The 26,214-nt window shown below is 72.3% G+C and carries 29 protein-coding genes and 2 tRNA genes; 11 read left to right on the forward strand and 20 right to left on the reverse strand.

Going from position 1 to position 26,214, the window contains the following annotated elements; genetic code table 11:
* Positions 1 to 11: 11 nt before the first annotated feature.
* From Saso_RS28165 to Saso_RS28185, 5 genes are all read right to left on the reverse strand, one after another.
* Complete coding sequence (locus tag Saso_RS28165) at positions 12 to 203, reverse strand: hypothetical protein (protein ID WP_189924597.1); 192 nt, start codon at positions 201 to 203, stop codon at positions 12 to 14.
* 51 nt (positions 204 to 254) lie between these two features.
* Positions 255 to 1,502 carry a serine hydrolase domain-containing protein gene (locus tag Saso_RS28170; protein WP_189924105.1) on the reverse strand — a complete coding sequence of 416 codons (1,248 nt, stop codon included), beginning with the start codon at positions 1,500 to 1,502 and terminating at the stop codon, positions 255 to 257.
* Positions 1,503 to 1,711: 209 nt separating this feature from the next.
* Positions 1,712 to 2,626, reverse strand: coding sequence for an ATP-binding cassette domain-containing protein (locus Saso_RS28175; RefSeq protein WP_189924103.1), 915 nt, complete (start codon positions 2,624 to 2,626; stop codon positions 1,712 to 1,714).
* 5 nt (positions 2,627 to 2,631) lie between these two features.
* Positions 2,632 to 3,708 carry an ABC transporter permease gene (locus Saso_RS28180; RefSeq protein WP_189924101.1) on the reverse strand — a complete coding sequence of 359 codons (1,077 nt, stop codon included), beginning with the start codon at positions 3,706 to 3,708 and terminating at the stop codon, positions 2,632 to 2,634.
* A complete protein-coding gene (locus Saso_RS28185) occupies positions 3,708 to 4,727 on the reverse strand; it encodes a sugar ABC transporter substrate-binding protein (protein WP_189924099.1) in 1,020 nt (339 codons plus the stop codon). The genes Saso_RS28180 and Saso_RS28185 overlap by 1 nt, the downstream gene beginning before the upstream one ends.
* Before the next feature lie 472 nt (positions 4,728 to 5,199).
* On the opposite strand from Saso_RS28185, the gene Saso_RS28190 reads away from it, so the two are divergent.
* Positions 5,200 to 5,985 (forward strand): GntR family transcriptional regulator, encoded by a 786-nt coding sequence (locus Saso_RS28190; protein ID WP_189924098.1) that lies wholly within the window; start codon positions 5,200 to 5,202, stop codon positions 5,983 to 5,985.
* Between the two features lie 4 nt (positions 5,986 to 5,989).
* Here Saso_RS28190 and Saso_RS28195 read toward each other — a convergent pair whose 3' ends face one another.
* The 4 genes from Saso_RS28195 to Saso_RS28210 all read right to left on the reverse strand — a co-directional run bounded on the left by Saso_RS28195 (position 5,990) and on the right by Saso_RS28210 (position 8,849).
* Complete coding sequence (locus Saso_RS28195) at positions 5,990 to 6,748, reverse strand: SDR family NAD(P)-dependent oxidoreductase (protein WP_189924595.1); 759 nt, start codon at positions 6,746 to 6,748, stop codon at positions 5,990 to 5,992.
* A gap of 2 nt (positions 6,749 to 6,750) precedes the next feature.
* The gene (locus tag Saso_RS28200) at positions 6,751 to 7,929 is read right to left on the reverse strand and encodes an acyl-CoA dehydrogenase family protein (protein ID WP_189924096.1); all 1,179 of its coding nucleotides are present in this window, start codon (positions 7,927 to 7,929) and stop codon (positions 6,751 to 6,753) included.
* A 125-nt stretch (positions 7,930 to 8,054) separates the two neighbouring features.
* Complete coding sequence (locus tag Saso_RS28205) at positions 8,055 to 8,627, reverse strand: TetR/AcrR family transcriptional regulator (protein ID WP_189924094.1); 573 nt, start codon at positions 8,625 to 8,627, stop codon at positions 8,055 to 8,057.
* 145 nt (positions 8,628 to 8,772) lie between these two features.
* Positions 8,773 to 8,849: transfer RNA gene (locus Saso_RS28210), tRNA-Pro, on the reverse strand.
* Positions 8,850 to 8,949: 100 nt separating this feature from the next.
* On the opposite strand from Saso_RS28210, the gene Saso_RS28215 reads away from it, so the two are divergent.
* Both Saso_RS28215 and cobF read left to right on the forward strand, forming a co-directional pair.
* Positions 8,950 to 9,480 (forward strand): DUF309 domain-containing protein, encoded by a 531-nt coding sequence (locus Saso_RS28215; RefSeq protein ID WP_189924092.1) that lies wholly within the window; start codon positions 8,950 to 8,952, stop codon positions 9,478 to 9,480.
* 42 nt (positions 9,481 to 9,522) lie between these two features.
* Complete coding sequence (gene cobF, locus Saso_RS28220; RefSeq protein ID WP_189924090.1) at positions 9,523 to 10,296, forward strand: precorrin-6A synthase (deacetylating); 774 nt, start codon at positions 9,523 to 9,525, stop codon at positions 10,294 to 10,296.
* Positions 10,297 to 10,316: 20 nt separating this feature from the next.
* Here cobF and Saso_RS28225 read toward each other — a convergent pair whose 3' ends face one another.
* The gene (locus Saso_RS28225) at positions 10,317 to 11,087 is read right to left on the reverse strand and encodes a sulfite exporter TauE/SafE family protein (protein ID WP_189924088.1); all 771 of its coding nucleotides are present in this window, start codon (positions 11,085 to 11,087) and stop codon (positions 10,317 to 10,319) included.
* Positions 11,088 to 11,201: 114 nt separating this feature from the next.
* Complete coding sequence (locus Saso_RS28230) at positions 11,202 to 12,389, reverse strand: thiolase family protein (RefSeq protein ID WP_189924086.1); 1,188 nt, start codon at positions 12,387 to 12,389, stop codon at positions 11,202 to 11,204.
* A 121-nt stretch (positions 12,390 to 12,510) separates the two neighbouring features.
* Here Saso_RS28230 and Saso_RS28235 point away from each other — a divergent pair, with 121 nt between their 5' ends.
* From Saso_RS28235 to Saso_RS28250, 4 genes are read left to right on the forward strand one after another with little or no spacing between them, the layout of a single operon-like run.
* Entirely contained in the window at positions 12,511 to 13,350 is an 840-nt protein-coding gene (locus tag Saso_RS28235; protein ID WP_189924084.1) for an alpha/beta hydrolase, read from the forward strand.
* Between the two features lie 21 nt (positions 13,351 to 13,371).
* On the forward strand, positions 13,372 to 13,626 hold the full coding sequence (locus Saso_RS28240) for a WhiB family transcriptional regulator (RefSeq protein WP_189924082.1): 255 nt from the start codon (positions 13,372 to 13,374) through the stop codon (positions 13,624 to 13,626).
* Positions 13,627 to 13,681: 55 nt separating this feature from the next.
* Positions 13,682 to 14,164, forward strand: a complete 483-nt coding sequence (locus tag Saso_RS28245; RefSeq protein WP_189924080.1) for a Dps family protein — start codon at positions 13,682 to 13,684, stop codon at positions 14,162 to 14,164.
* 52 nt (positions 14,165 to 14,216) lie between these two features.
* The gene (locus Saso_RS28250) at positions 14,217 to 14,549 is read left to right on the forward strand and encodes a DUF3140 domain-containing protein (RefSeq protein ID WP_189924078.1); all 333 of its coding nucleotides are present in this window, start codon (positions 14,217 to 14,219) and stop codon (positions 14,547 to 14,549) included.
* Between the two features lie 32 nt (positions 14,550 to 14,581).
* On the opposite strand, the gene Saso_RS28255 is transcribed toward Saso_RS28250, so the two are convergent.
* Complete coding sequence (locus Saso_RS28255) at positions 14,582 to 15,826, reverse strand: amidohydrolase (RefSeq protein WP_189924076.1); 1,245 nt, start codon at positions 15,824 to 15,826, stop codon at positions 14,582 to 14,584.
* 72 nt (positions 15,827 to 15,898) lie between these two features.
* Complete coding sequence (locus tag Saso_RS28260; protein ID WP_189924074.1) at positions 15,899 to 16,753, reverse strand: Cof-type HAD-IIB family hydrolase; 855 nt, start codon at positions 16,751 to 16,753, stop codon at positions 15,899 to 15,901.
* A gap of 133 nt (positions 16,754 to 16,886) precedes the next feature.
* On the opposite strand from Saso_RS28260, the gene Saso_RS28265 reads away from it, so the two are divergent.
* Genes Saso_RS28265 through Saso_RS28280 form a run of 4 tightly spaced genes read left to right on the forward strand, consistent with a single transcriptional unit; the run spans position 16,887 to position 20,818 of the window.
* Positions 16,887 to 17,678 (forward strand): SAM-dependent methyltransferase, encoded by a 792-nt coding sequence (locus Saso_RS28265; RefSeq protein WP_189924072.1) that lies wholly within the window; start codon positions 16,887 to 16,889, stop codon positions 17,676 to 17,678.
* 43 nt (positions 17,679 to 17,721) lie between these two features.
* A complete protein-coding gene (locus Saso_RS28270) occupies positions 17,722 to 19,125 on the forward strand; it encodes a type I glutamate--ammonia ligase (RefSeq protein ID WP_189924070.1) in 1,404 nt (467 codons plus the stop codon).
* A gap of 1 nt (position 19,126) precedes the next feature.
* On the forward strand, positions 19,127 to 20,263 hold the full coding sequence (locus Saso_RS28275) for an amidohydrolase family protein (RefSeq protein ID WP_189924068.1): 1,137 nt from the start codon (positions 19,127 to 19,129) through the stop codon (positions 20,261 to 20,263).
* 15 nt (positions 20,264 to 20,278) lie between these two features.
* Complete coding sequence (locus Saso_RS28280) at positions 20,279 to 20,818, forward strand: NUDIX hydrolase family protein (protein ID WP_107085148.1); 540 nt, start codon at positions 20,279 to 20,281, stop codon at positions 20,816 to 20,818.
* Between the two features lie 195 nt (positions 20,819 to 21,013).
* On the opposite strand, the gene Saso_RS28285 is transcribed toward Saso_RS28280, so the two are convergent.
* The 7 genes from Saso_RS28285 to tdh all read right to left on the reverse strand — a co-directional run bounded on the left by Saso_RS28285 (position 21,014) and on the right by tdh (position 25,985).
* Positions 21,014 to 21,090, reverse strand: a tRNA-Pro gene (locus tag Saso_RS28285).
* A gap of 108 nt (positions 21,091 to 21,198) precedes the next feature.
* On the reverse strand, positions 21,199 to 21,558 hold the full coding sequence (locus Saso_RS28290) for an MmcQ/YjbR family DNA-binding protein (RefSeq protein WP_189924066.1): 360 nt from the start codon (positions 21,556 to 21,558) through the stop codon (positions 21,199 to 21,201).
* Positions 21,559 to 21,588: 30 nt separating this feature from the next.
* Positions 21,589 to 22,116, reverse strand: coding sequence for a GNAT family N-acetyltransferase (locus Saso_RS28295; protein ID WP_229901365.1), 528 nt, complete (start codon positions 22,114 to 22,116; stop codon positions 21,589 to 21,591).
* The gene (locus Saso_RS28300; protein WP_189924064.1) at positions 22,113 to 22,709 is read right to left on the reverse strand and encodes a helix-turn-helix domain-containing protein; all 597 of its coding nucleotides are present in this window, start codon (positions 22,707 to 22,709) and stop codon (positions 22,113 to 22,115) included. The genes Saso_RS28295 and Saso_RS28300 overlap by 4 nt, the downstream gene beginning before the upstream one ends.
* Before the next feature lie 46 nt (positions 22,710 to 22,755).
* Positions 22,756 to 23,658, reverse strand: a complete 903-nt coding sequence (locus Saso_RS28305; protein ID WP_189924062.1) for a LysR family transcriptional regulator — start codon at positions 23,656 to 23,658, stop codon at positions 22,756 to 22,758.
* A gap of 72 nt (positions 23,659 to 23,730) precedes the next feature.
* The gene (locus Saso_RS28310; protein ID WP_189924060.1) at positions 23,731 to 24,927 is read right to left on the reverse strand and encodes a glycine C-acetyltransferase; all 1,197 of its coding nucleotides are present in this window, start codon (positions 24,925 to 24,927) and stop codon (positions 23,731 to 23,733) included.
* 29 nt (positions 24,928 to 24,956) lie between these two features.
* A complete protein-coding gene (tdh, locus tag Saso_RS28315; RefSeq protein WP_189924058.1) occupies positions 24,957 to 25,985 on the reverse strand; it encodes an L-threonine 3-dehydrogenase in 1,029 nt (342 codons plus the stop codon).
* Positions 25,986 to 26,214 lie beyond the last annotated feature (229 nt).

The raw sequence follows: 26,214 nt of genomic DNA on the forward strand, positions 1-26,214 counted from the left end.
CCCTCACCCGTTCACAGGCCGTACCGGACCGCGAACTCGTCCGGGTCGTAGGCGTCCCGCGCCGGGTCCCTCGGCGTGGCCGGCCGCTCCTCCACCATGTCCTGCGGGCGCACCCGCTCGGGCAGCGCGCCGAACCGCGCCCGGCGGCGCTCCTGCGCGGCGCCGGAACCCTCCGGCGTCCGCTCCTGCTCCTGCTCCTGCATCTCGCCCTCCCCGTACACGACTCCACTCATCCTGTACCTGTCCGAACGTCCCTACCGCGCCGCGGGTTCCGCCGGCAGGTTGAAGACGTGCTGCGGGGAGACGATCGTGGTGATGGCGTCGCCGAACAGGGTGCTGGGCTCCTGGTTCTTGTAGTTGATGTCGGTGTTCAGCAGGACCACGAGGGTGGCCCGCGCCGACGGCAGGTAGATGGTCAGGGACTCGTAGCCGGGCAGCGAGCCGTTGTGGCCGATCCAGCCCTGCACGTCGAAGATGCCGAGCCCGTACCCGGCGCCCGGGATGGGCGTCGGCGGCGTGATCAGCCGCTGCCGCTGGGTGGCGGGGCTGATCATCCGGCTGCCGTCGGGCAGCACGCCCGTGGCCACGGTGCGCGCCCACACCCGCAGGTCGTCCAGCCTTGAGATCATCGCGCCGGCCGCCCAGCCCCAGGAGGGGTCCCAGTCGGCCGAGTCCTCCACCGCACCGGTCGCGGTCTGGTCCGTGTAGCCCTGCGAGTGCGGGGTCGGGAACTCGTTGCCGGTCGGGAACAGGGTGTGGTCGAGGCCCGCGGGGTCGAGGACGTGGTCCTGGATGTAGTCGTCGAGGTGCTGGCCGCTCATCTGCTCGACGACCAGGCCGAGCAGGATCAGGTTGGTGTTGCAGTAGTAGAACTTCTCGCCCGGCGGGAAGAGCACGGGGTGCTTGAAGGAGTAGGCGAGCAACTGCTGCGGGGTGAAGGGCCGCTGCGGATCGGAGGTCAGCGCCTTGAAGAAGTCCTCGTCCGCCGAGTAGTTGAACAACCCGCTGCGCATTCCGGCGAGTTGACGCAGTGTGATCTTGTCGCCGTTCGGCACGCCGTCGATGTACTTGCCGATGGTGTCGTCGAGGCCGACCTTCCCCTGGTCGACGAGCTGGAGCAGGGCGGTGACCGTGAACGTCTTGGTCTCGCTGCCGATACGCATGTAGAGGCCGGGGTTCATCGCCCGCCCGGTGTTCTTGTCGGCGACGCCGAAGGACTTCACGTACTCGCCCTTGTCGGGCGTCCAGATGCCGACGGTCACTCCGGGAATGCTCGCCTGCTTCATGACTCGCTGCACGGCCTCGTCCACCTGCTGCCGCACGGCCGGGGTGAGTTCGACGACGCCGTCCCCGGACGAGGACGGCGACGGCGGCTCGGTCGCGGTGGCGGCGGTGGGCGGGGCCGCGGTGACCGCCCCGCTCGCGGCCGGTACCGCCACCAGGGCCCCCAGGGCGGTGGCGACGACGATTCCCGTGCGCAGTCGGAGATACGGGTGTCTCATGGGCTCGCTCCCGTATGAGGAGGTTTCCGCCGCAGGCCACGGCCGCACCATGGGGCACGGGCCGCATGCGGCCCATCAACCACCACCATACGAGCGCGGGCGCGCCGCCGCCCGTCGGCGGCGGCGCGACGCGCCCGGTCCCTTCCCGCCTCACGCCCCGGGCGGAAGGAGGGACCCCGGTCCTCGTGGGACCGCGGACGTTCCCCGCGTCAGGACGCCTTCTCGCCGGGGTTCGCGACGGGCGCGGTGAGGTCCTTCTCCTCCGGCAGCTCTTCGACGTCGACGCCCCGCACCTGGGCCAACTCGTGCTTCAGCGCGGCGAGTTCGGTGCCGCCGGCCATGTGGTTGGTGAGTTCCTCGAGGCTGACCTGGTCGCGGGAGGCGGTGAGTTCCATGGTTCCCAGGCGCAGGACGCTGAAGTGGTCGCCGACCATGTAGGCGTGGTGCGGGTTGTGGGTGATGAAGATGACGCCGAGACCGCGGTCGCGGGCGGCGGCGATGTACTTCAGCACGACGCCGGACTGCTTGACGCCCAGGGCCGCGGTCGGCTCGTCCAGGATGAGGACGCGGGCGCCGAAGTAGACGGCGCGGGCGATGGCGACGCACTGGCGCTGACCGCCGGAGAGGGTGCCGATGGGCTGTTCGAGGTCGTCCAGGACGATGCCCATGTTGCGCAGTTCCTGGTCGGCCGTCTTCTTCATCCGGTCGATGTCGAGACGGCGTACGGGCCAGGGGCCCTTGGTCATCTCGGAGCCGAGGAAGAAGTTGCGCCAGACCGGCATCAGGGGGACGGTGGCGAGGTCCTGGTAGACCGTGGCGATGCCCTTGTCGAGCGCCTCGCGCGGGGTGCTGAAGCGCACGGGGCAGCCGTCGACGAGGAACTCGCCCTCGGTGTGCTGGTGCAGCCCGGAGATGATCTTGATGAGGGTGGACTTGCCGGCGCCGTTGTCGCCCAGGACACAGGTCACCTGGCCGGGGCGGACGGTGAGGTCGACGCCGTGCAGGGCGCGGATGTTGCCGTAGGACTTGCCCGCGTTCCGCAGTTCGACGAGCGGGGTGTCCCCGCCCTCGGGGACGGTGTCCGCGAGGATGGCGCCGTGCGTGCCGGTTCCGTCGGTGGTCATTGAGGTCACCTCCGGGTGGCCGTGCGCTGGACCCACAGATTGATGAGGACGGCGCCGAGGAGCATGACGCCGAGGAAGGCCTTGAACCAGTCGGGGTTCCAGCCGGCGTAGACGATGCCCTGCTGCACCATGCCGAACATGAACGCGCCGAAGACCGGGCCGATGGCGCTGCCGGCGCCGCCGGTCAGCAGACAGCCGCCGATGACGGCCGCGGAGATGTAGATCAGCTCCTGGCCCACGCCCTCGCCGGACTGGACGGTGTTGAAGGTGAACAGCTGGTGCATGCCGACGAACCAGGCGCCGAAGCCGACCAGCATGAACAGCGAGATCTTGGTGAAGGTCACCGGCACACCGACGGCCCGCGCGGACTCCTTGTTGCCGCCGACCGCGAAGATCCAGTTGCCGTACCGGGTGCGCAGCAGGATCCAGGTGGCGATCGCCGCGAACACCAGCCAGTAGACGATGGTGATCTTCACCTGGACGCCGCCGACCTCGAAGGACGAGGCGAAGATCTTCTTGGCCTGGGCGAAGCCGTCCATGTCGCTGATGTCGTCCGTGGCCACGTTGGTGGTGACGAGCTTGGTCACCGCCAGGTTCACGCCCTGGAGGATCAGGAACGTGCCCAGCGTGATCAGGAAGCTCGGCAGCCCCGTTTTGACCACCATCCAGCCGTTGAGGAACCCGATCCCCAGGGACACCAGGAGGGCGACGACCACGCCGACCCAGACGTTCATGGTGAGCTGGTAGCTGAGCATGGACGCGGTGAGCGCCGAGGTGATCACCGCGACACCGGCGGACAGGTCGAACTCCCCGCCGATCATCAGCAGGGCGACCGGGAGCGCCATGATCCCGATCGTCGACGACTGGTAGAGGATGTTGGCCATCGCGCTGCCCTCGCGCACCGGCGGCGCAGCGATCAGGAAGAACACGTAGACCGCGACCGCGCCGAGGAACACGCCCACCTCGGGGCGGGCCAACAGGCGCAGGACGGGCGGGCGTTGCTTGGTCCGGCCGTCGCTCTCCTTGCGGCCGGGGGCCGGCGGTGTCCCCACCGCCGGCTCGGCATGCTGGGTCATGCTCATCACCGGGTGCCCTTCGCGGCGAACGAGGCGACCGCGTCGACGTTGGTCTTGTCCACGAAGGCCGGACCGGTCAGCACCGGCTGCTCGCCGCCGCCCATGTAGTTGCCGTTGTTCTTGTACAGCCACAGCGAGTCGACCGCCAGGTAGCCCTGGAGGTACGGCTGCTGGTCGACCGCGAACTCGATCGTGCCCTTGTCGATGGCGCTCGTGAGGTCCTTGTTGAGGTCGAAGGTGGCGATCTTGGCCTTGCTGCCCGCGTCGGCCTTGGACTGCACCGCCGTCAGCGCGAACGGGGCGCCCAGGGTGACGACGTAGTCGATGGCCTTGTCCTGGCTCAGCTTTGCGGTGATCGTGGACTTCACCGACGGCATGTCCGTGCCGTTGACGTACAGGGTCTCCGTCGTGCCCGAGAAGGTCTTCTTGACACCGGCGCAGCGCTGGGTCAGGCCGATGTTGCCCTGCTCCTGGATGACACAGACGGCCTTCTTGGCGCCCTCGGAGTTGAGCCGGTTGCCGAGGGCCTCGCCGGCCACCGTCTCGTCCTGACCGAAGAACTCCATCAGACCGAGGTTCTTCCACTCGCTGACACCGGAGTTGAGGCCGACCACCGGGATCTTCGCGGTCTTGGCCTTGGCTATGACGTCCTTGAGGGCGTCGGGCTTGGCGAGGGTGACCGCGATGCCGTCGACCTTCTGGTCGATGGCGTTCTGGATGAGGTTGGCCTGGTTGCCGGCGTTCGGGTCGGCGGAGTAGACCAGCTTGACGTTGTCCTTGGCGGCGGCCGCCTCCGCACCCTTGCGGACGATGTCCCAGAAGGTGTCACCGGGCGACTGGTGGGTCACCAGCGCGACCGTCATCTGCGGGGTGCTCGCCTTGCCCGCGGAAGCGCCGTCCGCGCTCTCCTCGGACTTCTTGCCGCCCGAGCTGCTGGAACAACCCGCGAGAGTCAGGGTCACAGCGGCGGCCAGGGCCACGGCCGGAGCGATTCTGCGCGAGCGGAACGGAGAAGAGCTGTCCATCTTTCCTGCACCTCACTGTGCGACGGAGAAACACGACGGGAATTCGGGAAAAGGAGGCGGTCGAAGGGTTCCGGGGGCCCGTTTCTACTCAGATTGGGGCCCTGGAGCCGGGTCCGCGACTGTTCAGGTGCCTCGGACCCGGCCGTGCGCTGCTGGGACGGGATCCAATCCCTTGCCGAGCCCACTGTCAATACTTTGTTAAGACATCATTTCACGTAAAGGTCCGAATGTAAGTACAAACTCTTGACAGTGCGGGTCCCCTGGACCTACACCTGGGGGACGCCTGATCCCCCGACCACCCGGAGGAGCGTCGCACATGGCCGGCCCGGCCCCGCCACCGACCTGATCACGACGGGTCGACCCGAGTCGATCTCTCCCCTTTGCGCCGGGACGTCCCCCTCACGCGCGAAGACCACGTGCGGACGGGGCGCCCGAGCGCACGCCCGACCCGACGAACCGAGGAGGTGCCCCGGTGGCGAAGACCGGCGACCGATCCCGTGCCGTGCCCGGCTCTCCGCTGGACGCGTTGCCCTTCGCCCTCGACCGCACCAGTCCGGTGCCGCTCTACTACCAGCTCGCCCAGCAGCTGGAGTCGGCGATCGAGCACGGCGCGCTCGCCCCCGGCAACCTCCTGGGCAACGAGATCGACCTGTCGGCCCGGCTCGGCCTGTCCCGTCCGACGGTCCGCCAGGCCATCCAGTCGCTGGTCGACAAGGGCCTGCTGGTGCGCCGGCGCGGGGTCGGCACCCAGGTCGTGCACAGCCAGGTGAAACGGCCGCTGGAACTGAGCAGCCTCTACGACGATCTGGAGACGGCCGGACAGGGGCCCACCACGCACGTCCTGCGCAACGAAAGGGTGCCGGCGGCCGCCGACGTGGCCGCCGCACTGGGAGTGGCCGAGGGCAGCGAGGTCATCGTCCTGGAGCGGCTGCGGGCCACCCACGGACAGCCGGTGGCGTTCCTGTGCAACTACCTGCCCCCGGACCTGCTGGACCTCGGCACGCAGCGGCTGGAGTCGACCGGGCTGTACCGGCTGCTGCGGGCCGCCGGCATCACCCTGCACAGTGCCCGGCAGACCATCGGCGCCCGCTCCGCGACCGCGGAGGAGGCCGCCCTCCTCGCCGAGAAGGCGGGGGCGGCCCTGCTCACCATGCAGCGCACGGCGTACGACGACACCGGCCGGCCGGCCGAGTACGGGACGCACGTCTACCGTGCGTCCCGTTACGCGTTCGACTTCCAGCTGCTGGTCAGGGTGTAGGGACCTACCTCGGGGCCATCCGCAGCGCGCCGTCCATCCGGATGGTCTCGCCGTTGAGGTAGTCGTGGTCGACGATCGCCAGGGCCAGCTTCGCGTACTCCTGCGGGCTGGCCAGACGGCGCGGGAAGGGCACGCCCTCGGCGAGCGAGGCGCGGAACTCCTGCGACACCGTCGCCAGCATGGGCGTCTCCACGATGCCCGGAGCGATGGTGCACACCCGGATCCCGTACTGCGCGAGGTCGCGGGCGGCGGGCAGGGTCAGCCCGACCACCCCGCCCTTGGAGGACGCGTAGGCGGCCTGTCCGATCTGCCCGTCGTAGGCGGCGATCGACGCGGTGTTGACGACGACACCCCGCTGACCGTCGTCGTCGGCCTCGGTCTGCGCGATGGCCTCGGAGGCCAGCGCGAGCACGTTGAAGGTGCCGATCAGGTTGATCTGGATCACCTTGGCGTACAGGGCGAGGTCGTGGACCCCCTTCTTGCCCAGGATCCGCGCGGACGGGCCGATGCCGGCGCAGTTGACGACCGTGCGCAGGGGCACACCGGAGCCGGCCGCCGCGGCGACGGCGGCGCCGACCTGCTCGGGGTCGGTGACGTCGGCGGACACGTAGGTCACCCCCGGTACCTCGGGCGCCTTGTCGACGCCGTCCTTGAGGTCGAGGGCGAAGACCCGGGCGCCGCGCTCGGCGAGGGCCTTCGCGGTGGCCGCGCCGAGGCCGGACGCACCGCCGGTGACGAGGGCGGCGGTGTTCTCGAGCTGCATCATCACTCCTTGCCGAGGACGGTGAGCACACCGCCCTCGTCGCGGTCCAGCGCACGGGAGATGATCATGCGCTGGATCTGGTTGGTTCCTTCGAAGATCTGCATGACCTTGGCCTCGCGCATGAAGCGCTCCACGGGGAAGTCACGGGTGTACCCGTATCCCCCGAGGACCTGCACGGCGTCCGTGGTCACCTTCATGGCGTTGTCCGTGGCCACGAGTTTGGCGATCGACGCCTCCCGTGTGAAGGGCAGGCCGAGATCCTTCAACCGGGCGGCGGACAGCGCGGTGGCCCGCGCCGACTCGATCGCGGCGCCCATGTCGGCGAGGACGAAGGCCAGGCCCTGGTGCTCGATGATCGGCTTGCCGAACGTCTCCCGCTCCCGGGCGTAGCGCACCGCGTGGTCCAGGGCGCCCTGGGCGAGTCCGGTGGCGACGGCCGAGATGCCCAGCCGGCCGCAGTCCAGGGAGGCGAGCGCGATCTTCAGTCCCTGCCCCTCCTCGCCGATCCGGCGCTCGACGGGCACCCGGACGTTCTCCAGCCGCATGGTCGCGGTCGCCGAGCCCGTCAGACCCATCTTGCGCTCCGGCGGGTCGGCGCTGAGCCCCGGGGCGTCGGCGGGGACCAGGAAGCAGGAGATGCCGTGCGCGCGGTCCTCGGAGGTGCGGGCCATGACCGTGTAGAAGTCCGCGTAACCGCCGTGCGTGGTCCACGCCTTGGTGCCGTCGAGCACGTAGTGGTCGCCGTCGCGGACCGCGCGGGTGAGCATGGCCGCCGGGTCGGAGCCGGCGTGCGGCTCGGAGAGGCAGTAGGCGCCGAGCAGCTCACCGCCGAGCATGTCCGGCAGCCACGTGCGCCGCTGCTCGGCCGTGCCGAAGCGGGCCAGCGGGAAGCACGACAGGGCGTGCACGGAGATGCCCACGGCGACGCTCGACCAGACGGCGGCGACCTCCTCCAGCACCTGGAGGTAGACCCCGTACGGCTGGTCCGCCCCGCCGTCCTCCTCGGCGAAGGGCAGTCCGAGCAGGCCGCTGCGCCCGAGGGTGCGGAAGACGTCCCTGGGGAACGCCCCGTCCGCCTCCGCGTCGGCGACCCGGGGTGCGAGTTCCTTGGCGGCGAGGGTGCGCGTGAGCTGGATGAGCTCGACGGCTTCCTCGGTCGGCAGGGCACGAGTGGCAGGCATGGTGACCTCCACGTAGGAGTACCGGTGAGTACTGGAAGTGATACTGAAGTGCGTACGAACGTATCATTCACAGTACTGCACGAGGGTGCCGCGGGACAGCGGGTGAGCGGGGGAAAGTCTCCGTCTCAGGAGGACACGGCGTGCACGATGAGCGAGGCGAGCTGTTCGTACGCCTCCGCGTCGCTGAGCCCCGTGCGGGCCTGGAGCTCGCCCTGCTGGATCTGCCGCATGGTCGCCGCGGCGACCTCGCCGACGAACGCGGTGTGCACCTCGCGGAAGGCGCCGTCCGAGACGCCCTCGGCGATCAGCCGCCGCACCCGCTCCGCGGCCATCCGGGTGTTGGACTCGTACACCTCGCGGGCGGGCGGGAAGTCCGCCACGTCGTCGAGGAAGCGGCGCGAGAGCGGGCGCAGCTGTTCGGCCACGGCGGTCAGGTACACCCGGACGCGGTCGGAGGGGTCGACGGTGAGCGCGACCCGCTTCTCGACGGCCTCGGTGGCCCCGCGGAAGTAGTGCTTGACCGCCTCGACGACCAGCCCCTGCTTGCTGCGGGCGAGTTGGTACAGGGTCGTCTTCGAGCAGCGCAGCCGCTCGGCGAGGTCGTCCAGGGTGAGGTCCGCGAACCCCTCCGCCGTGAGCAGCGCGACGAGGCGTTCCAGCAGGTCGGCCTGTCGGGCGGTACGGCGCGGGGACGGCATGATCCCAGCGTAGCCTCCCCGGTTACTCCCGGGTCACCCTCGGGCGGCCGGTACCCGGGGTCCGCCTCCGCAGAGAACCGGACCCGGACGCACCGAAGCCGTCTTCCCGATGAACGGGAAAACGGCTTCCGACCGGCTGTGAAGCTGGTCGGGACGACAGGATTTGAACCTGCGACCCCTTGACCCCCAGTCAAGTGCGCTACCAAGCTGCGCCACGTCCCGGTGCGCTTCGCACGGCGTCCGCCGTGCGATCGCGCGAACAGCACTTTACCCCACACCGGGGAGTGCGCCGAAGAGGGCCCGGTCGCGGGACAATCGTCGTATGGACCGTTCGGACAGCGCAGCAGGGACGGGCGGCGGCCGGGCCACCGCCGCCCGGGACCGCGACGACGAGGGGCGGGCGCGCAACGCCCGGCCGCGGGACGGCCTGGGCCGGCCCCTGCCGTACGGCACGGCCGGGGTGGCGCGCCAGCCCGAGGGCGTCGTGCGCACGCCGGAGGAGACCGTCACGCAGGCCCAGGCCCTGCTGGACGCCGGGCGGCCGTTCCACGCGCACGAGGTGTTCGAGGACGCCTGGAAGTCCGGCCCCGCGCCGGAGCGCGCCCTGTGGCGCGCCCTGGCCCAGCTCGCGGTGGGCCTCACCCACGCGGCCCGGGGTAACGCCCGGGGCGGGGCGCGGCTGCTGCGGCGCGGCGCGGCGGGGGCGCAGGAGTGGGCGGCCGGAGCAGGAGAGGACCGGCCCTACGCGATGGACCTCGCCGCCCTTTCCCGCTGGGCGCGGGACCTCGCGGACGCGGTGGAGTCGTCCGGCGCCGCGGTGGACGCGCGGGCCCTGGCGCCCCGGTTGCGCTGACCCGGCACGGTCACGGCCGGTGACGTACGGCAGACTCGGGGCGTGCGAAGGATTCATGTCATCGGTATCGGCGCGGGCGACCCCGAGCAGCTGACCCTCCAGGCGGTCGGGGCGCTGCGGAGCACGGACGTGTTCTTCGTCCTGGACAAGGGCGAGGTGAAGAGCGACCTGACGCGGCTGCGGCACGAGATGCTCGAGACCCATCTGCCGCAGGGCGCGTACCGGGTGGTCGAGGCCCGGGACCCCGAGCGGGACCGCGGGGCGGGCGGTGCGGCCTACTCCCCCGCCGTCGGCGACTGGCGCAGCGCCCGTGCGGAGATCTACGGGCGGCTCATCGCCGAGGAGCTCGGGCCGGACGAGACCGGTGCGTTCCTGGTCTGGGGCGACCCCGCCCTGTACGACAGCACGCTGGGCATCCTCGACGAGGTGCTCGCCGAGGGGACGGTGGCCTTCGAGTACGACGTCGTGCCCGGGATCAGCAGTGTCTCGGCGCTCGTCGCCCGGCACCGCACGGGGCTGAACCGGGTGGCGCGTCCGGTGCAGATCACGACGGGCCGGCGGCTCGCCGAGGGGTTCCCCGACGGGGTGGACGACGTGGTGGTGATGCTGGACGCCCACCAGGCCTTCCGGCAGTACGCCGGGGACGACATCGACATCTACTGGGGCGCGTACATCGGCACACCGGACGAGATCCTGGTCTCCGGCCCGATCGCCGAGGCCGGTCCCCGTATCGAGCGGCTGCGCGCCGAGGCACGCGAGCGCAAGGGCTGGATCATGGACACCTACCTGCTGCGCCGCGGCCCGGACCGCACGTAGCCGCCGCGGCGGGGCCGGGGCTAACGCAGCAGTTGCAGGGCGCCGACCACGGTCGCGGCGATCACCAGCCGCTCGAACAGCCGCTGGTCGATGCGGGGCACGGCCCACCTGCCGAGCAGCGCGCCCGGCACGACGAACACGACGAGGGCGGCGTCCAGCAGGAGCGAGCGGCCGTCGATGAGTCCGAGTCCCGCGCTGAACGGCACCTTGGCGACGTTGACGATCAGGAAGAAGAAGGCGGAGGTGCCGAGGAAGCCGAGCTTGCGGAAGCCGGCCGAGAGCAGGTACATCGACATCACGGGGCCGCCCGCGTTGGCGACCATGGTGGTGAAGCCGCCGAGCACGCCGTAGGAGCGGGCCTTGATGCGGCCGGCCCGGGTGGTCACCGCGTCGGGGGCGTCGCCCGCGTCGGCGGTGCGGCGGCGCCACAGCGTGACGCCCGCCATCAGCAGCAGGATCGCGCCGATCGAGGTGCGCACGATCCCGTCGTCGGCCCACACCAGGAACACCGTGCCGAAGACCACGCCGGCCGCGACGGCCGGGAACAGCCGCCACAGCGTGGGCCAGTGGGCGTGCCGCCGGTAGGTGAGGACGGCCAGGACGTCCCCGGCGATCAGGACGGGCAGCAGGACGCCCGTGGACGCGCGGGCGGGCAGGACCGCCGCGAAGATGGCGAGGCTGACCGTGTTGGCCCCGCTGACGGCCGTCTTGGAGAAGCCGACGAGCAGGGCCGCCAGCGCGAGCGCCGCGAACTCCCAGCCGGTGATGTGCCACAGGTTCATCGTGTTCATGCGGAGACCGATGCTACGCACACCCATCCGGCGGGCCGAAGGGCGTCTCGCCTGGTGGCCGCCGGGCCCGGCCCCGCGCCGGTCGGCGCGCGGGCGTCAGTGGCGTCAGGGCCGTCAGTGGCGTTCCACCAGTACCGCGCTGCCCTGGCCGACCCCCACGCACATCGTGGCCAGACCGCGTTCGGCTCCCGTGCGGCGCATGCGGTGCAGGAGGGTGGTGAGGATACGGGCGCCGGAGCAGCCGAGGGGGTGGCCGAGCGCGATGGCCCCGCCGCTGCGGTTGACCACGCCCGGGTCGATCCCGAGCCGGTCCACGCAGGCGAGCACCTGGGCGGCGAACGCCTCGTTGAACTCGGCCTCCTGGATGTCGTCGACGCTCCACTCGGCCCGCGCGAGCGCCTTGCGGGTGGCGGGCACCGGGCCGATGCCCATCACGTCGGGGTGGACCCCGGCGGAGGCGCCTGCGACATAGCGGCCGAGGGACTCCAGCCCCAGTTCGTTGAGCGCCTCCTCGCTGACGAGGAGGAGGGCCGCGGCGCCGTCGTTCATGGGCGAGGCGTTGCCCGCGGTGACGGTGCCGCCCTCACGGAACACGGGCTTCAGCTTCGCCAGCTTCTCCGGCGAGGTGTCCTCGCGGATGCCCTCGTCGGCGTCGACGAGCACGCCGTCCGGGCGCAGCACGGGGAGGAGTTCGTCGTCGAAGTGGCCGTTCTTGCGGGCCTGCGCGGCGAGTCGGTGGCTGCGCAGGGCGAACTCGTCCTGCCGTTCGCGCGTGATGCCGTACCGTTCGGCGACCTCCTCGGCGGTCTCCCCCATGGCCAGCAGGCCGTGCAGTTCGCGCATGGCCGGGTTGACGAGCCGCCAGCCGAGGCGGGTGTCGACGGTCTCGACGCGGTGCGGAAGGGCCTCGTCGGGGCGGGCCAGCACGAAGGGGGCGCGGCTCATCGACTCGGAGCCGCCGGCCAGGACGATGTCGGCCTCGCCCGCGGCGATCGTGCGGGCCGCGGTCGTGACGGCCTCGAGTCCGGAGGCGCACAGCCGGTTCACCGTGGCGCCGGGCACGGTCTCGGGGAGCCCGGCCAGCAGGGCGGCCATCCGGGCGACGTTGCGGTTGTCCTCCCCCGCCTGGTTGGCGGCGCCCCAGTAGACGTCGTCGATGCGGGCCGGGTCGAGCGCGGGCACCTCGGCGACGAGGCCGCGCAGGACCGCGGCGGCGAGGTCGTCGGGCCGGATGCCGGACAGGGCTCCGCGCAGCCGGCCGACGGGGGTGCGGCGGGCGGCCGCGAAGTGGACGGGACGCACGTCAGGACTCCTTGGTTAGCACTGCTAGTTTTGGACTATAGACCCCGGGCCCGTCCCCTGGAAAGATCCCCGGTCCGCCGGGAGGAACCGGGCGGACCCCACCGCGTCGGCAGGAGCAGCGATGACCGAGCACGTCGTCACCGGGACCCACGGCGCGATCGCCGTGCGGGAGTGGCCCTGTCCGCGGCCGCGCTGCCTCGTCCTCGTCGTGCACGGCTACGGCGAGCACGCCGGCCGCTACGGGGAACTCGCCGCGGTCCTGACGGGGTACGGCGCGGCCGTCTTCGCCCCCGACCACCGCGGCCACGGGAGGTCGGCGGGCGAACGCGTGGTGATCGAGGATTTCGAGGACGTGGTCACCGACGTGCACACCGTGGCGCGGCTCGCCCGGAGCGTCCACCCCGACTCCGGACTGCCGCTGTTCGTGATCGGGCACTCCATGGGCGGTCTCATCGCCGCCCGCTACGCCCAGCGGTACGGCGACACCCTGGCCGGGCTCGTCCTGTCCGGCCCGGTGATCGGCGACTGGGAGCTGCCGGGGCGCCTGCTGGCGATGGAGGAGATCCCCGACGTCCCCGTCGCTCCCGCCGCCCTCTCCCGCGACCCGGCGGTGGGCGCGGCGTACGCGGCGGACGGGCTGGTCTGGCACGGGCCGATGAAGCGGCCGACTCTGGAGGCGTTCGCGCGGACCCTGCGGACCGTGGCCGACGGCGGCGGCATCGGACCGCTGCCCGTGCTGTGGCTGCACGGGGACGCCGACCGGCTGGTCCCGCTGCCCGGCAGCAGGGCCGGCGTGGAGCGGCTCGCCCCGGACTCCACGACCGTCCGGATCTTCCCCGGGGCGCGGCACGAGGTCTTCCACGAGACGGACCGCGCCGAGGCCTTCGCCGAGGTGACACGGTTCCTGGACGGGGTGCTCGCTTCCTGGGACGGACCCGGGCCGCGCTGTTTGCGCCGGTGAGGCCTGGGCACCCGCGCCTGCATGGAGTGGTTGCGCGCAGCCGCCTGCGTGGGTGAGGACCCCGAGCTCTTCTTCCCCGTGGGCACCGCAGGACCCGCCCTACGGGAGACCGAAGCGGCCAAACGCGTCTGCGCCCGGTGCACCGTGCGCCCCGAATGCCTGTCCTACGCGCTGGCCGACGGGCTGACGTCGGGTGTGTGGGGCGGGACGGCCGAGCACGAGCGCGCGCAGCTGCTCCGTACCGCAAGAGAGGACGCGCTGAGTACGAGGCGATGAGCACGACGCCCTCGGTACGAAGCGCCGCACACGACGCGATGAGAAGGAGCACCGTATGACTGTCGTGAAGAGCCCCCTGCCCGAACCGGCCCGCCAGGTCACCTTCGACGCGTTGCAGAGCACGCTGGTGGACCTCCTGGGTCTGTCCCTGATCGGCAAGCAGGCGCACTGGAACATCGTGGGACCCCGGTTCCGCTCGATCCACCTCCAGCTCGACGAGGTGGTCTCCGCCGCCCGCGCCTTCGCCGACACCGTCGCGGAGCGCGCGGCCGCGCTGGGCCTGCCGCCGGACGGCCGCCCGGAGACGATCGCCTCGGCGTTCACCCTGCCCTCGCCGAAGGACGGCTGGCTGCGCGACGAGGACGTCGTCCGGCTGATCGCGGAGAGCCTCGGGGCGGCCATCGGACGGCTGCGGGAGCGGATCACGGCGACCGAGGAGGCCGATCCGGTCACCCAGGACCTGCTGATCGCCATCACCGCCGACCTGGAGAAGCAGCGGTGGATGTTCGAGGCGGAGAACTGGCCGCGCGAGAACTGACCCGGGCCGTGAGCGAACCGCCACGAGAGAACACGAGAGGAGTGCACCCGTCGTGCCCGACGCCCTCGAACTCGACGCGCTGTGGGAGGACTTCCACCGCGCGGTGAACATGACCTCGCAGGAACTGGCCGCCTGGCTGCGGGTGCGTGACGCCGACGAGAACGCCGAGCCCCTGCCCGAGGAGGCGGGGACGCCCACCGGGCAGCATGTGCTGGCGATCCTCCAGAAGCGGCGCACCGACCTGACCGACGACGACATCCGGGTGATGTACCGGGTCGTGGACACGGTCACCGCGCAGGCCGACCCGGAGAACGAACCCCGGGCCGAGGACGCCCGCACGCGTCGCCGTCTGATGACGATCGGACATGATCCGCTCAAGCCGTAGGCCCCCGCACCGCGCGAGGTCCTCGCCGCGGCTCAGCCGGTGAGCCGGGAGAGCGCCGCCGACACCAGCGTGCGCACTCCCGGCACCAGCACGGACGGGTCCGGCGCGAACAGCGCGCTGTGGTTGCCGGGGACAGCGGCGAACTTCTCCCTCAGGTCCTCCCCCGGTGCCGCGTCCCACACCGGCGCCGGGGTCGAGGTCACGTACCAGTAGTCGTACGGCACGCCCGCCGGGGCGAGCAGCGAGAAGTCCTCACTGCCCATCGCCCGGCCGAAGTCGAACACCGTCGCCTCGCCGAAGAGTTCCCGGTGTACCGCGGCGATCTCCGCGTCCAGTGCGGCGTCGTTGACCGTGGTCGGGCAACCGGCGCGGACCGTCACCTCGGGCGGGACCGGGCAGCCGGCGGCGGCGCACTCCCCCTCGACGATCCGCCGGATCGCGGTCAGGACCCGCTCGCGCACCCCGGTGTCCTGCGTGCGCACGTTCACCCCGAGCCGGGCCTCGGCCGGGATGATGTTGGAGTTGGTCCCCGCGTGGAACCGCCCCACGGTCACCACCGCCGACTCACCCGCCGCGATCTCGCGCGCGACGACCGTCTGCAACCGGGTCACGACGTACGACGCCGTCACGACCGGGTCGACCGTCGACTCGGGACGCGAACCGTGCCCGCCCACACCGTGCACGACGACGTCGACGTCGTCCGAGGCCGACAGGGTCAGTCCGGGCGTGTGCGGGTAGAAGCCGGCGAGCCCCGGCGCCACGTGCTGGCCGAACAGCACGTCGGGGCGGGGGAACCGGGCGTGGATCCCGTCCGCGACCATGGCGGCCGCGCCGCCTCCGGCCTCCTCGGCGGGCTGCCCCACCACGACCAGCGTCCCGGACCAGAGCGCGCGGGCCGCGGCGAGCGCCTCGGCGGCGGCCGCCAGCCAGGTGACGTGCAGATCGTGGCCGCAGGCGTGCATCACCCCGTCGACGGCCGAGGCGTAGGGCAGCCCGGTCGCCTCCCGCACGGGCAGCGCGTCCATGTCGCCGCGCAGCCCCACCACCGGCCCGTCCCCGTTGGAAAGCACCCCGACCACGCCGGTGCGGGCCACCCCCTCGGTCACCGTGCACCCGGCCGCGCGCAGCCGCAGGGCCAGCTTCGCTGCGGTGCGGTGCTCCTGGAAGGACAGCTCGGGGTGGCGGTGCAGGTCCTGGTAGAAGCCCTCCAGATCGGCGGAGTCGAGTCCCGAGGTGATCTCCCGGGTCAGACGGGCGACGACGGCCGGTTCGCTCATACCGCGCAGCCTACGAGAGCGGTCCCCGTGGCCGCAGCCGGTGGGGCCGGACGGCCGGGGAGCGGCCGGATGTCAGAGGTGGAGCAGGCGGGTGACGGTGCGCAGCACCCCGTTGTCGTTGTTGGAGGGCGCGAGGTGGCGGGCCCTGCCGACCACGTCCGGGTGGGCGTTGGCCATGGCGAACGACCAGTCGGCGGCGTCCAGCATCTCCAGGTCGTTGAGGTAGTCGCCGAAGACCATGGTCTGCGCCGGGGTGATACCCAGCTCCCGCTGGAGCGCGCGCAGCGCGGCGCCCTTGTTGGCGGTGCGGTTCATGACGTCGACCCAGTGCTCGCCCGAGACGACGACCTGGTGGGTGCCGGCCACGGGCGCGAGCGCGGGGGCGGTGGTGCGCGCGGCGGACCCGAAGTCGAAGAGGGCGACCTTGAGGATGTCGTCGTCGACGGCGGTGACGTCCTCGACGACCCGGTGCCTGACGTAGTAGCGGCCCACCTCGGCCAGGAAGGCCTCGTCGTCGCGCTCGACGTAGGCGGACCGTTTGCCGCACACGACGGCGCCCACCTCGGCGCCGCCGGCCGTCAGGTCCCGCACGATCCGCGTCACCCGCGCGACCACCGCGGGCTCCAGCGGGTCGGAGCTCAGCTCCTCGCCGTCGCGGACCACGTACGTGCCGTTCTCCGCTATGAAGACCATGCCGTCGGCGACCTCGCTGAACTCCTCGGCCAGCGTGGCGTACTGGCGGCCGCTCGCCGGGGTGAACAGCACCCCGCGCTCGCGCAGCCGCGCCAGTGTCTCCCACAGGTCCCGCGGCACCTTCTTGTCGTCGTCGAGGAGGGTGCCGTCCATGTCGGTGACGATCAGCCGGATGTCGAGGGGTCCCGTCACGGGGTCGGACGTGGTCGGACGGGGGGCGTGCGAGTAGGGCATGTCGTGCTTCCTGCTGCGGGGTCACCGGAATTTCACCCTACCGGGGACACCGTTGATCATCCGGCGGCACAATGGCGGACAGGGCGGGCCCGCGGGGCCCGCGGTCGGGCGGAACGTGAGAGGGAGCGGTCGGGTGAGCGGGTCGGCACGGCTGAACACCAGCGTGGCGCACAACGCGCGGGTGTGGAACTACTGGATCGGCGGCAAGGACAACTACGAGGTCGACCAGCGGGTGGGCGAGCACGTCGCCGGGATGTTCCCGCTCATCCGGGAGATCGCGCGCGCGGACCGCTGGTTCCTCGGGCAGGCGGTGCGCTTCCTCGCCGAGGAACAGGGGGTGCGGCAGTTCCTCGACATCGGCACCGGGCTGCCGACGGCCGACAACACCCACGAGATCGCCCAGCGCGTGGCGCCCGACTCGCGGATCGTGTACGTCGACAACGACCCCATCGTGCTGGCGCACGCCCGCACGCTGCTGACCGGCACCACGCAGGGCGTCACCGACTACATCGACGCCGATGTGCACGACCCGGCCCAGATCCTCGAACGCGCCTCGGCCACCCTGGACTTCACCCGCCCGGTCGCGGTGATGATGCTGGGCATCCTGAACTTCGTACTGGACCTCGACGCGGCCAGGAACATCGTGCGCGAGGTCATGGCGGACGTCCCCGCCGGCAGCTTCCTGGTGCTGACGCACCCCACCCATGACAGCGAGGTGGGCGGCGAGGGCCAGATCGCGGCGATGAAGTTCTGGAACGAGAACGCCACCCCGCCGATCACCGCGCGCGGCGGCGCGGAGATCGCCGGGTTCTTCGAGGGCCTGGAACTGCTGGAGCCGGGCCTGGTCTCCTGCTCGCGCTGGCGCGGCGAGGCCGATTCCCTCGCGGTGGTGCCGCAGTACGGGGCGGTGGCCGTGAAACGCTGACGGACGCACGGCACGCAACGGACGTACCGACCGTGGAGGACGTATGACGACCCTTGCCGACCCCGTCCCCGGTGGGCGCCTCGGAGACGTCGAGCGGGCCGCCGCGCTCGGCGGCGAGCTGTCCGCCGGCGGTGTCCACGGCATCGTCCTCGCCTACGTCGACACGGCGGGCGTCGGCCGGGTGAAGACGGTCCCCGTGTCCGCGCTGCGGTCGGCGGCGGCCTGGGGCGTCGGGATGTCGCCGGTGTTCGACACGTTCCTGGCCGACGACCGCATCGTGGCGACCGACGTGCTCGGTTCCCCGGACGGCGACCTGCGTCTGTTCCCGGACCTGGACCGGCTCGTCGCCCTGGCGGCGCAGCCCGGCTGGGCCTGGGCTCCGGTCGACCGTGTCACCCAGGACGGCGAACGGCACCCGGGCTGCTCGCGCACCTTCCTGCGCAGCGTCGTCGCGGACGCGGCCCGCGAGCACGGTCTCGCCTTCCGGGCGGCCGTCGAGATCGAGTGGTCGGTCGGCCTGGACTCGGCGCCCGCCGGGGAGTTCGTCCCGGCGGCCACCGGTCCGGCGTACGGCGCGACCCGGCAGGTCGAGCTGAGCGACTACACCGCCGACCTCATGGCGGCGTGCGCGGCGCAGGGCGTGGACGTCGACCAGATCCATCCCGAGTACGCGCCGGGCCAGTTCGAGATCTCGGTGGGCGCGCTCGACCCGGTGGCGGCGGCCGACCGCAGCGTCCTGGTCCGCCAGACGATCCGTGCCGTGGCCGGGCGCCACGGCCTGCGGGTGTCCTTCTCCCCGGCCGTCGGCGCGCAAGGGGTCGGCAACGGCGGGCACGTCCATCTCTCGGCCTGGCGGGACGGCGTCAATCTGCACACGGGCGGCGACCGGCGGCACGGGATGACGCCCGACGCGGAGGGCTTCGTGGCCGGTGTCCTGTCCCGCCTGCCCGCCCTGACGGCGGTGACCGCGCCGAGCCCGGCGAGCTATCTGCGCCTCAGGCCGTCCCAGTGGGCCGGGGTGTTCACCGCGTGGGGCCTGGAGACCCGCGAGTGCGCGCTGCGTCTGGTGCGCGGTACGGCGGGCCTGCGCGCCCAGCAGGCCAATCTGGAGGTCAAGCCGGTCGATCTGGCCGCCAACCCGTACCTGGCCCTCGGCGCTCTGATCGCCGCGGGTCTGGACGGGCTGGCGTCGGGCGCCGTCCTGCCCGAGGAGACGACCGGGGACCCGGCCGGGCTCGACGCCCGGACGGCCGAGGCCCGGGGCGTGCGCCGGCTGCCCGTCTCGCTCGCCGGGGCGGTCGCCGAGTTCCGCGCGGACGAGGTGCTGCGGGCCGCGCTCGGCCCGGTGCTCGCCGACGCGGTGAGCGCCGTGCGGCAGGGCGAGATCGACGCCGTCGAGGGGCTCGACGACGAGCGGGTGGCCGCTGCCTACCGCTGGAAGTACTGAGATGGGCGGCGGCCCGGTCCACGAGGCCCTCGACGCAATGGAGTTGACCGACCACCACTGCCACGGGGTCACCACCGGCACGCTGGACCGGCCGGGCTTCGAGGCGCTGCTCACCGAGGGCGAACCGTGGCCCGGCGTCTCCGCCTTCGACACACCCGCCGGTGTGGCCGTGCGCCGCCACTGCGCGCCCCTGCTCGGCCTGGAACGGCACGCCCCGCCCGACGCCTACCTGGCCCGCCGCGCCGAACTGGGCCCGGCCGAGGTCAACCGGCGGTTCCTCGGCGCCGCGCGGACCGGCGTGTTCTGCGTCGACACGGGGTTCACTCCGCAGCGTCTGACGACACCCGCCGAACTGGCGGAGGCCGCCGGGGGCGCGCGGGCCCACGAGGTCGTCCGGCTGGAGTCCGTCGCGGAGGCGGTGGCCGCCCGGGGTGTCGAGGCCGACGCGTACGCCGACGCGTTCCGGGCCGCCGCCCTGGACGCGGTGCGGCGGCCCGGGGTGGTGGCGGTCAAGTCGGTGGCCGCCTACCGGACCGGCTTCGCCCTGGACCCGGCGCGGCCCGGGGACGCCGACGTCACCCGGGCCGCCGCGCGCTGGCTGGCGGACGGCGGGCGGCTCACGAACCCGGTGCTGGTCCGCGAGCTGCTGTGGACGGCCGTCGATCTCGGGCTGCCCCTCCAGCTGCACACCGGGTTCGGCGACAACGACATCCGGCTGCACCGCGTGGATCCCAGCCTCCTCACGGACTGGTTGCACCTGACGGCGGGCACGATCCCGGTACTGCTGCTGCACTGCTGGCCCTACCAACGGCAGGCCGCCTACCTGGCCGCCGTCTTCGAGGAGGTGTATCTGGACGTGGGGCTCACCCTGCATCATGTGGGTCCCCCGCGAGCGCGGGCGGTCCTGGAGGAGGCCCTGGAGATCACACCGTTCCGCAAACTCCTGTACAGCTCCGACGCCTACGGTGTCGCGGAGTTCTACCTGCTCGGGGCGCTGGCGTTCCGCCGTGGCCTGGGGGATCTCCTCCAGGACCGGGTGGATGCCGACGAACTGGGCCTCACCGACGCGCTGCGCCTGGCACGCTGGGCCGGAGCGGACAACGCCCGCCGGGTCTACCGGCTTCCCGACGGACACTGAAAGTATGATCAAGCAATGTCTGACTTGACCGAAACCACGCCGGGTTGGCTGAGCTCCGACGAGCTCGAGATGGCTCGCGCCCGTATGCCGATCCTGTACGTCGAGGCCGTGCCCGTGCGCGTCGACGACAGCGGCGAAGTCACCAGCGTCGGCCTGCTCCTGCGGATGGGGCCGGACGGCAATGTCAGCCGGACCCTGGTCTCCGGCCGGGTCCTGCACCACGAGCGGGTCCGGGACGCCCTGCTGCGTCACCTGGAGAAGGACCTGGGCCCGGTGGCGCTGCCCCGGGTGCCGACCTCGCTCCAGCCGTTCACGGTGGCCGAGTACTTCCCCACGCAGGGCGTCACCCCGTACCACGACCCGCGCCAGCACGCGGTGTCGCTGGCGTACATCGTGCCGGTGACCGGCGACTGCCGTCCCCGGCAGGACGCGCTCGACCTGGTGTGGTTCAGCCCGCAGGAGGCCGCGTCGCTCGCCGTGCAGAGCGAGATGCCGGGCGGGCACGGGTTCCTGCTGCGGCAGGCCCTGGCCCATGTCGGCCTCTCGGCCTCCTGAGCCCGACCCCCGCACCGGCGGGCCGGGCGGCGCCGTGACCGGTGCCGCCCGCCGCCGCCCCCGCCCGCCCGTGGTGCGCGGGGGCCGCCGCCGGTCGGCCTCGCCGACCGGGCGCGGGCGGGCGGCGGCGGACCGGAAACGACGAAGGCCGCTTCCACCATGGTGTGGAAACGACCTTCCGACCTGCGATGAAGCTGGTCGGGACGACAGGATTTGAACCTGCGACCCCTTGACCCCCAGTCAAGTGCGCTACCAAGCTGCGCCACGTCCCGTTGCCCGTCTGACCTGGGGTTTCCCCTGGCCGAACACGCAGGGAAACCATACCGCACTCGGGTCGGTGGTCGCGCACCCGTTTCCCGGGCACGGGCGGCCGGACGCCGTCAGTCCCCCGGGGGCGTCCCCAGATCCGGGTACGCCTCCAGCAGCCGCGGCGGGGCGGCCTGCCGCCACGAGTCGGCGAGGATGTCGCGCAGCTCCGCCTCGTCCTCCAGGGCGGCCAGCCGGGCCCGCACCCAGGCGAACTGGGCCTCGTGGTCGGCGATCCAGAACTTCCCGGGCTCGGCGAGCACCAGTTCGTCGCGCTCCTCCTTGGGGCAGCGCACCGCCAGGGAGGTCTCCTCCTCGGGCAGGGTGGCGAACATCTTCCCCGCGACCCGGAAGGTGGGCATGTTCCAGGAGATCTTCTCCGTGGTGTCGGGCAGGGACAGGGCGATACGGCGTACGTCTTCGGCGTCCGGCATGCTCCGCACGGTAGCCGCTGCCTCTGACAGTCACCCGGCGGTGACGTGCTTGTAGTACAGGGTGGTCGGGCGCAGGACACCGGCCGGGTCCGCCGCGTAGTCGGGGATCGTCCCGGCCCCGGCCCACCCGGCGGCGCGGTAGAGGTGCTCGGCCGGACTGCCGGTCTCGGTGTCCAGATGGAGCAGGGTCACGCCGAGCGCGGCGGCGCTGCGTTCGGCGGCGGTCAGCAGGGTGCGGCCGAGGCCCTTGCCGCGGGCGTCGCGGTGGACCAGCAGCTTGACGAGCTCGGCGCGGTGGCGGCTGTTGGGCTTGTCGGGGAAGGCCAGCCCGACGGTGCCGACGACGCGATCCCCGTCCCGGGCCGCCCACACCGCGAGGCGCCCGGCGGCCACCCCCTCCGCCCGCTCCCGCCACCAGGCGACCGCCGCCGCCCGCTCCAGCGGCGCGAGGAAGCCGAGGGAGGCGCCCCCGTCCACCGCGTCGACCAGCAGATCGGCCAACTGCGTCTCGTACGCCCGCAGTCGGGGCGCGTCGAGACGGATCACGCACGCGGTCACGGCAGCACCACCGCCAGCACGTAGCGCACCTCGTCGTCGCCCGCGCACCTGAACCGGGTCGGTCCCCACACCCGCAGGCGCAGACAGTCCCCGGCGTCCAGGTGGTGCGCGACCCCGTCGGCCGTCACCTCCAGGGCGCCCTCCAGCACCCAGAGGTGCTGCTCCAGACCCGCCACGGGCGGCCGGTCGTAGGAGAGGTCGGCGCCCGCCGCGAGCCGCCCTTCGACGAGTTCACCGCGCAGCGCTGGGTGCGGCGGGGACACGGAGCGCCGGACGAAGCCGGAGGCCCGGTCCTCCCAGACGGACTGCTCGCCGGCGCGCACCACCAAAGCGGCCTGCGCCTCCGCCTCTCCCAGCAGCCGGGACATGGTCCGTCCGTAGACGTGGCACAGCCGGTTGAGCAGCGAGGCCGTCGGACTGATCTCCGCGCGCTCGGCCCGCGACAGGGTGGACCGGCTCACCCCGCTGCGTTCGGCGAGCTCCCCCAGCGACCAGCCGCGCTCGGCCCGCAGCTGGGCCAGTCGCCCGGCGATCCGCACGTCGACGGGGTCCGGTGAGCCGGCCGCCCCCGTTCCGTCCGCCTGTTGTCTCATATCCGGGAAGGTATCCCTGATATGAGACGGCGCTGTTACGGAAGGCTCACAGCGCGGCGGCCTCGCCGAGCGCGTCCAGCACCGGACGGATCAGCGGATGCTCCTCCGCTCCCCGGCGGACGGCCGCGAAGACCCGGCGGGTGGGCGCGACACCGTCGACGGGCCGCACGACCACGCCCGTGAGGTCCATGCCGCGCAGCGCCGAGCGCGGGACGAGCGCCACACCCGCGTCGGCCGAGGCCAGCGCGACGACCGCGCGGAAGTCGTCCGAGGAGTGCTCCAGACGCGGCTGGAAACCCGCCGTCTCGCAGGCCAGGACGACCACGTCATGACAGGGGTTGCCCGGGTACGGGCCGATCCAGGGGTCCTTGGCCAGCTCGGCGAGGGGGACCTCGCGGGCGTCGGCGAGCCGGTGCGACACCGGTACGACGGCGTCGAAGGGCTCGGCGTACAGCGGGACGTGCGTGAGCCTCGGGTCGTCGGCGGCCGGGGCCCCGCGGTACTCGACGGCGACGGCGACGTCGACCTGCCGGTCGAGCACCATCGGCAGACTGGCGTCGCCCTCGGCGTCCTGGACGCGGATGCGGATGCCGGGCGCGGAGCGGGCGAGCCGGGCCACCGCGGGCGCCACGACCAGGGCGATGCCGGTCGCGAAGGCGGCGACCGTGACCGTGCCGGCCGCCCCGGAACCGTAGGCGGCCAGTTCCGCCTCGGCCCGCTCCAGCTGGGCGAGGACGGCGTTGGTGTGACCGAGCAGGATCTCGCCGGCGGGGGTGAGGCGTACGCCCTTGGCGCCCCGCTCGACCAGCCGGTGACCGGTCTCCTGCTCCAGGGCCGTCAGCTGCTGGGAGACGGCCGAGGGGGTGAGGTACAGCGCGGCGGCAGCCGCGGTCACCGTGCGGTGGTCGGCCACCGCACGGAGGATGTGGAGCCGCCGCGCTTCGATCATGGATCGATTATCGCAATATGTCCGGGCCGCCCGGACCGCCCGCGGCGGCCGGGTCCCCGGCCCGGAACCGGCTCAGGCCGCTTCCAGCTCGGCGCGGGCCGCGACGAACGCGTCGACCGCCCGGTCGACGTCCTGCGTGGAGTGCGCCGCGGAGAGCTGCACCCGGATGCGGGCCCGGTCCTGCGGGACCACCGGGTAGGAGAAACCGATCACGTACACCCCGCGCTCCAGGAGCAGTTCGGCCATCCGGCCCGCCTTCGCCGCGTCGCCGATCATCACGGGCGCGATGGCGTGGTCGCCGGGCAGGATGTCGAAGCCCTCGTCCGTCATCCGGCGGCGGAACAGGGCGGTGTTCTCGGCGAGCCGCACCCGCAGGTCGTCGGCCGACTCCAGGAGGTCGAGGACCTTCAGGGACGCGGCGGCGATGACCGGGGCGAGGGTGTTGGAGAAGAGGTAGGGGCGCGAGCGCTGGCGGAGCAGGGCGACGATCTCCGCCCGGGCGGCCACGTAGCCGCCGGACGCACCGCCCAGCGCCTTGCCGAGGGTGCCGGTGACGATGTCGACGCGGTCCATCACCCCGTGCAGCTCGGGAGTGCCGCGGCCGCCGGGGCCGACGAAGCCGACGGCGTGCGAGTCGTCGACCATGACCATGGCGTCGTAGCGCTCGGCGAGGTCGCAGATCTCGGCGAGGGGGGCCACGTAGCCGTCCATGGAGAACACGCCGTCGGTGACGACCAGCCGGCGGCGTGCGTCGGAGGCGTCCTTCAACTGCCGCTCCAGGTCCGCCATGTCGCGGTTGGCGTAGCGGAAGCGGCGGGCCTTGGACAGCCGGATGCCGTCGATGATCGAGGCGTGGTTGAGGGCGTCGGAGATCACCGCGTCCTCGGGGCCGAGGAGGGTCTCGAAGACGCCGCCGTTGGCGTCGAAGCAGGAGGAGTAGAGGATCGTGTCCTCCTGGCCGAGGAAGGCCGACAGACGCGCCTCCAGCTCCTTGTGCACCTCCTGCGTACCGCAGATGAAGCGGACCGAGGCCATGCCGTAGCCCCAGCGGTCGAGGGCCTCGTGGGCTGCGGCCACGACCTCGGGGTGGTCGGCGAGACCGAGGTAGTTGTTGGCGCAGAAGTTGAGGACCTCGCCGGGCCAGCCGCCCGAGGTGACGGCGACCGTCGCCGACTGCGGGCTGCCGATGACGCGTTCGGGCTTGTGCAGACCGGCGGCGCGGATCTCGTCGAGGGTGGCGCGCAGGTCGTCGCGCACGGAGTCGAACATGGGGGAAGCTCCTAGGGAATGCGGGTGACTTACGCGGTCCAGTCGAGGATGACCTTGCCACCGCGGCCGCTCGCCGCGTCGGCGAAGGCCGCCTCGAAGTCGCGGTGTCCGTACCGGCCGGTGATCACGGGCGCGAGGTCGAGGCCGCCCTCCAGCAGCACCGACATCGCGTACCAGGTCTCGAACATCTCGCGGCCGTAGATGCCCTTGATCGTGATCATCGAGGTGACGATCCGGGACCAGTCGACGGGGAACTCCTCGGCGGGCAGCCCCAGCATCGCGATCCGGCCGCCGTGCGTCATGTTCGCGATCATGTCGCGCATCGCCTCGGGCCGGCCGGACATCTCCAGGCCGATGTCGAAGCCCTCGCGCAGCCCCAGCTCACGCTGTCCGTCGGCGATGGAGGCCCGCGAGACGTTCAGCGCGAGGCTCGCGCCGATCTTGCGGGCCAGCTCCAGCCGCTCCTCGCTGACGTCGGTGACGACGACGTTGCGGGCGCCCGCGTGCCGGGCGACGGCCGCGGCCATCAGGCCGATCGGTCCGGCGCCGGTGATCAGGACGTCCTCGCCGACGAGCGGGAAGGACAGCGCGGTGTGGACGGCGTTGCCGAACGGGTCGAAGATCGCGGCCACGTCGAGGTCCACCGGGACCCGGTGCACCCACACGTTGGACGCGGGCAGGGCGACGTACTCCGCGAAGGCGCCGTCCCGGCCGACCCCGAGGCCGACGGTGGCCCGGCACAGGTGGCGGCGCCCGGCGAGACAGTTGCGGCACTTGCCGCACACGAGGTGGCCCTCGCCGCTCACCAGGTCCCCGGCCTTGATGTCGGCGACGTCCCGGCCCGTCTCGACGACCTCGCCGACGAACTCGTGACCGAGCACGAGCGGGGTGCTGATCGTCTGCTGCGCCCAGCCGTCCCAGGCCCGGATGTGCAGATCCGTGCCGCAGATGCCGGTGCGCAGCACCTTGATCAGCACGTCGCCGGGCCCGACGGCCGGCTCGGGGACGTCCGCGAGCCACAGCCCGGGCTCCGCCTTCTCCTTGACCAGCGCCTTCACGCTACGGCTCCTGTGGTGAGAGGGCCCGGACGCGAGCAGGCCGAAAGGCCCCGTGTCCGGGAAGACAGGTGGATTCGCCCAGCAATCTGCCGCACTTCACCCGGCCGGGTCCATCGAGCTTTTCTTAAGCGCCGCCACAGCTGCGCTTCACACGGGTGGCCCCGGACACCCGCAGCGGCTTCCCGCACACCACGGTGGGGCGTGTCACCCTGGACCGCAACCCTCGCAA

The organism is Streptomyces asoensis (assembly GCF_016860545.1).
Classification (GTDB): domain Bacteria; phylum Actinomycetota; class Actinomycetes; order Streptomycetales; family Streptomycetaceae; genus Streptomyces; species Streptomyces asoensis.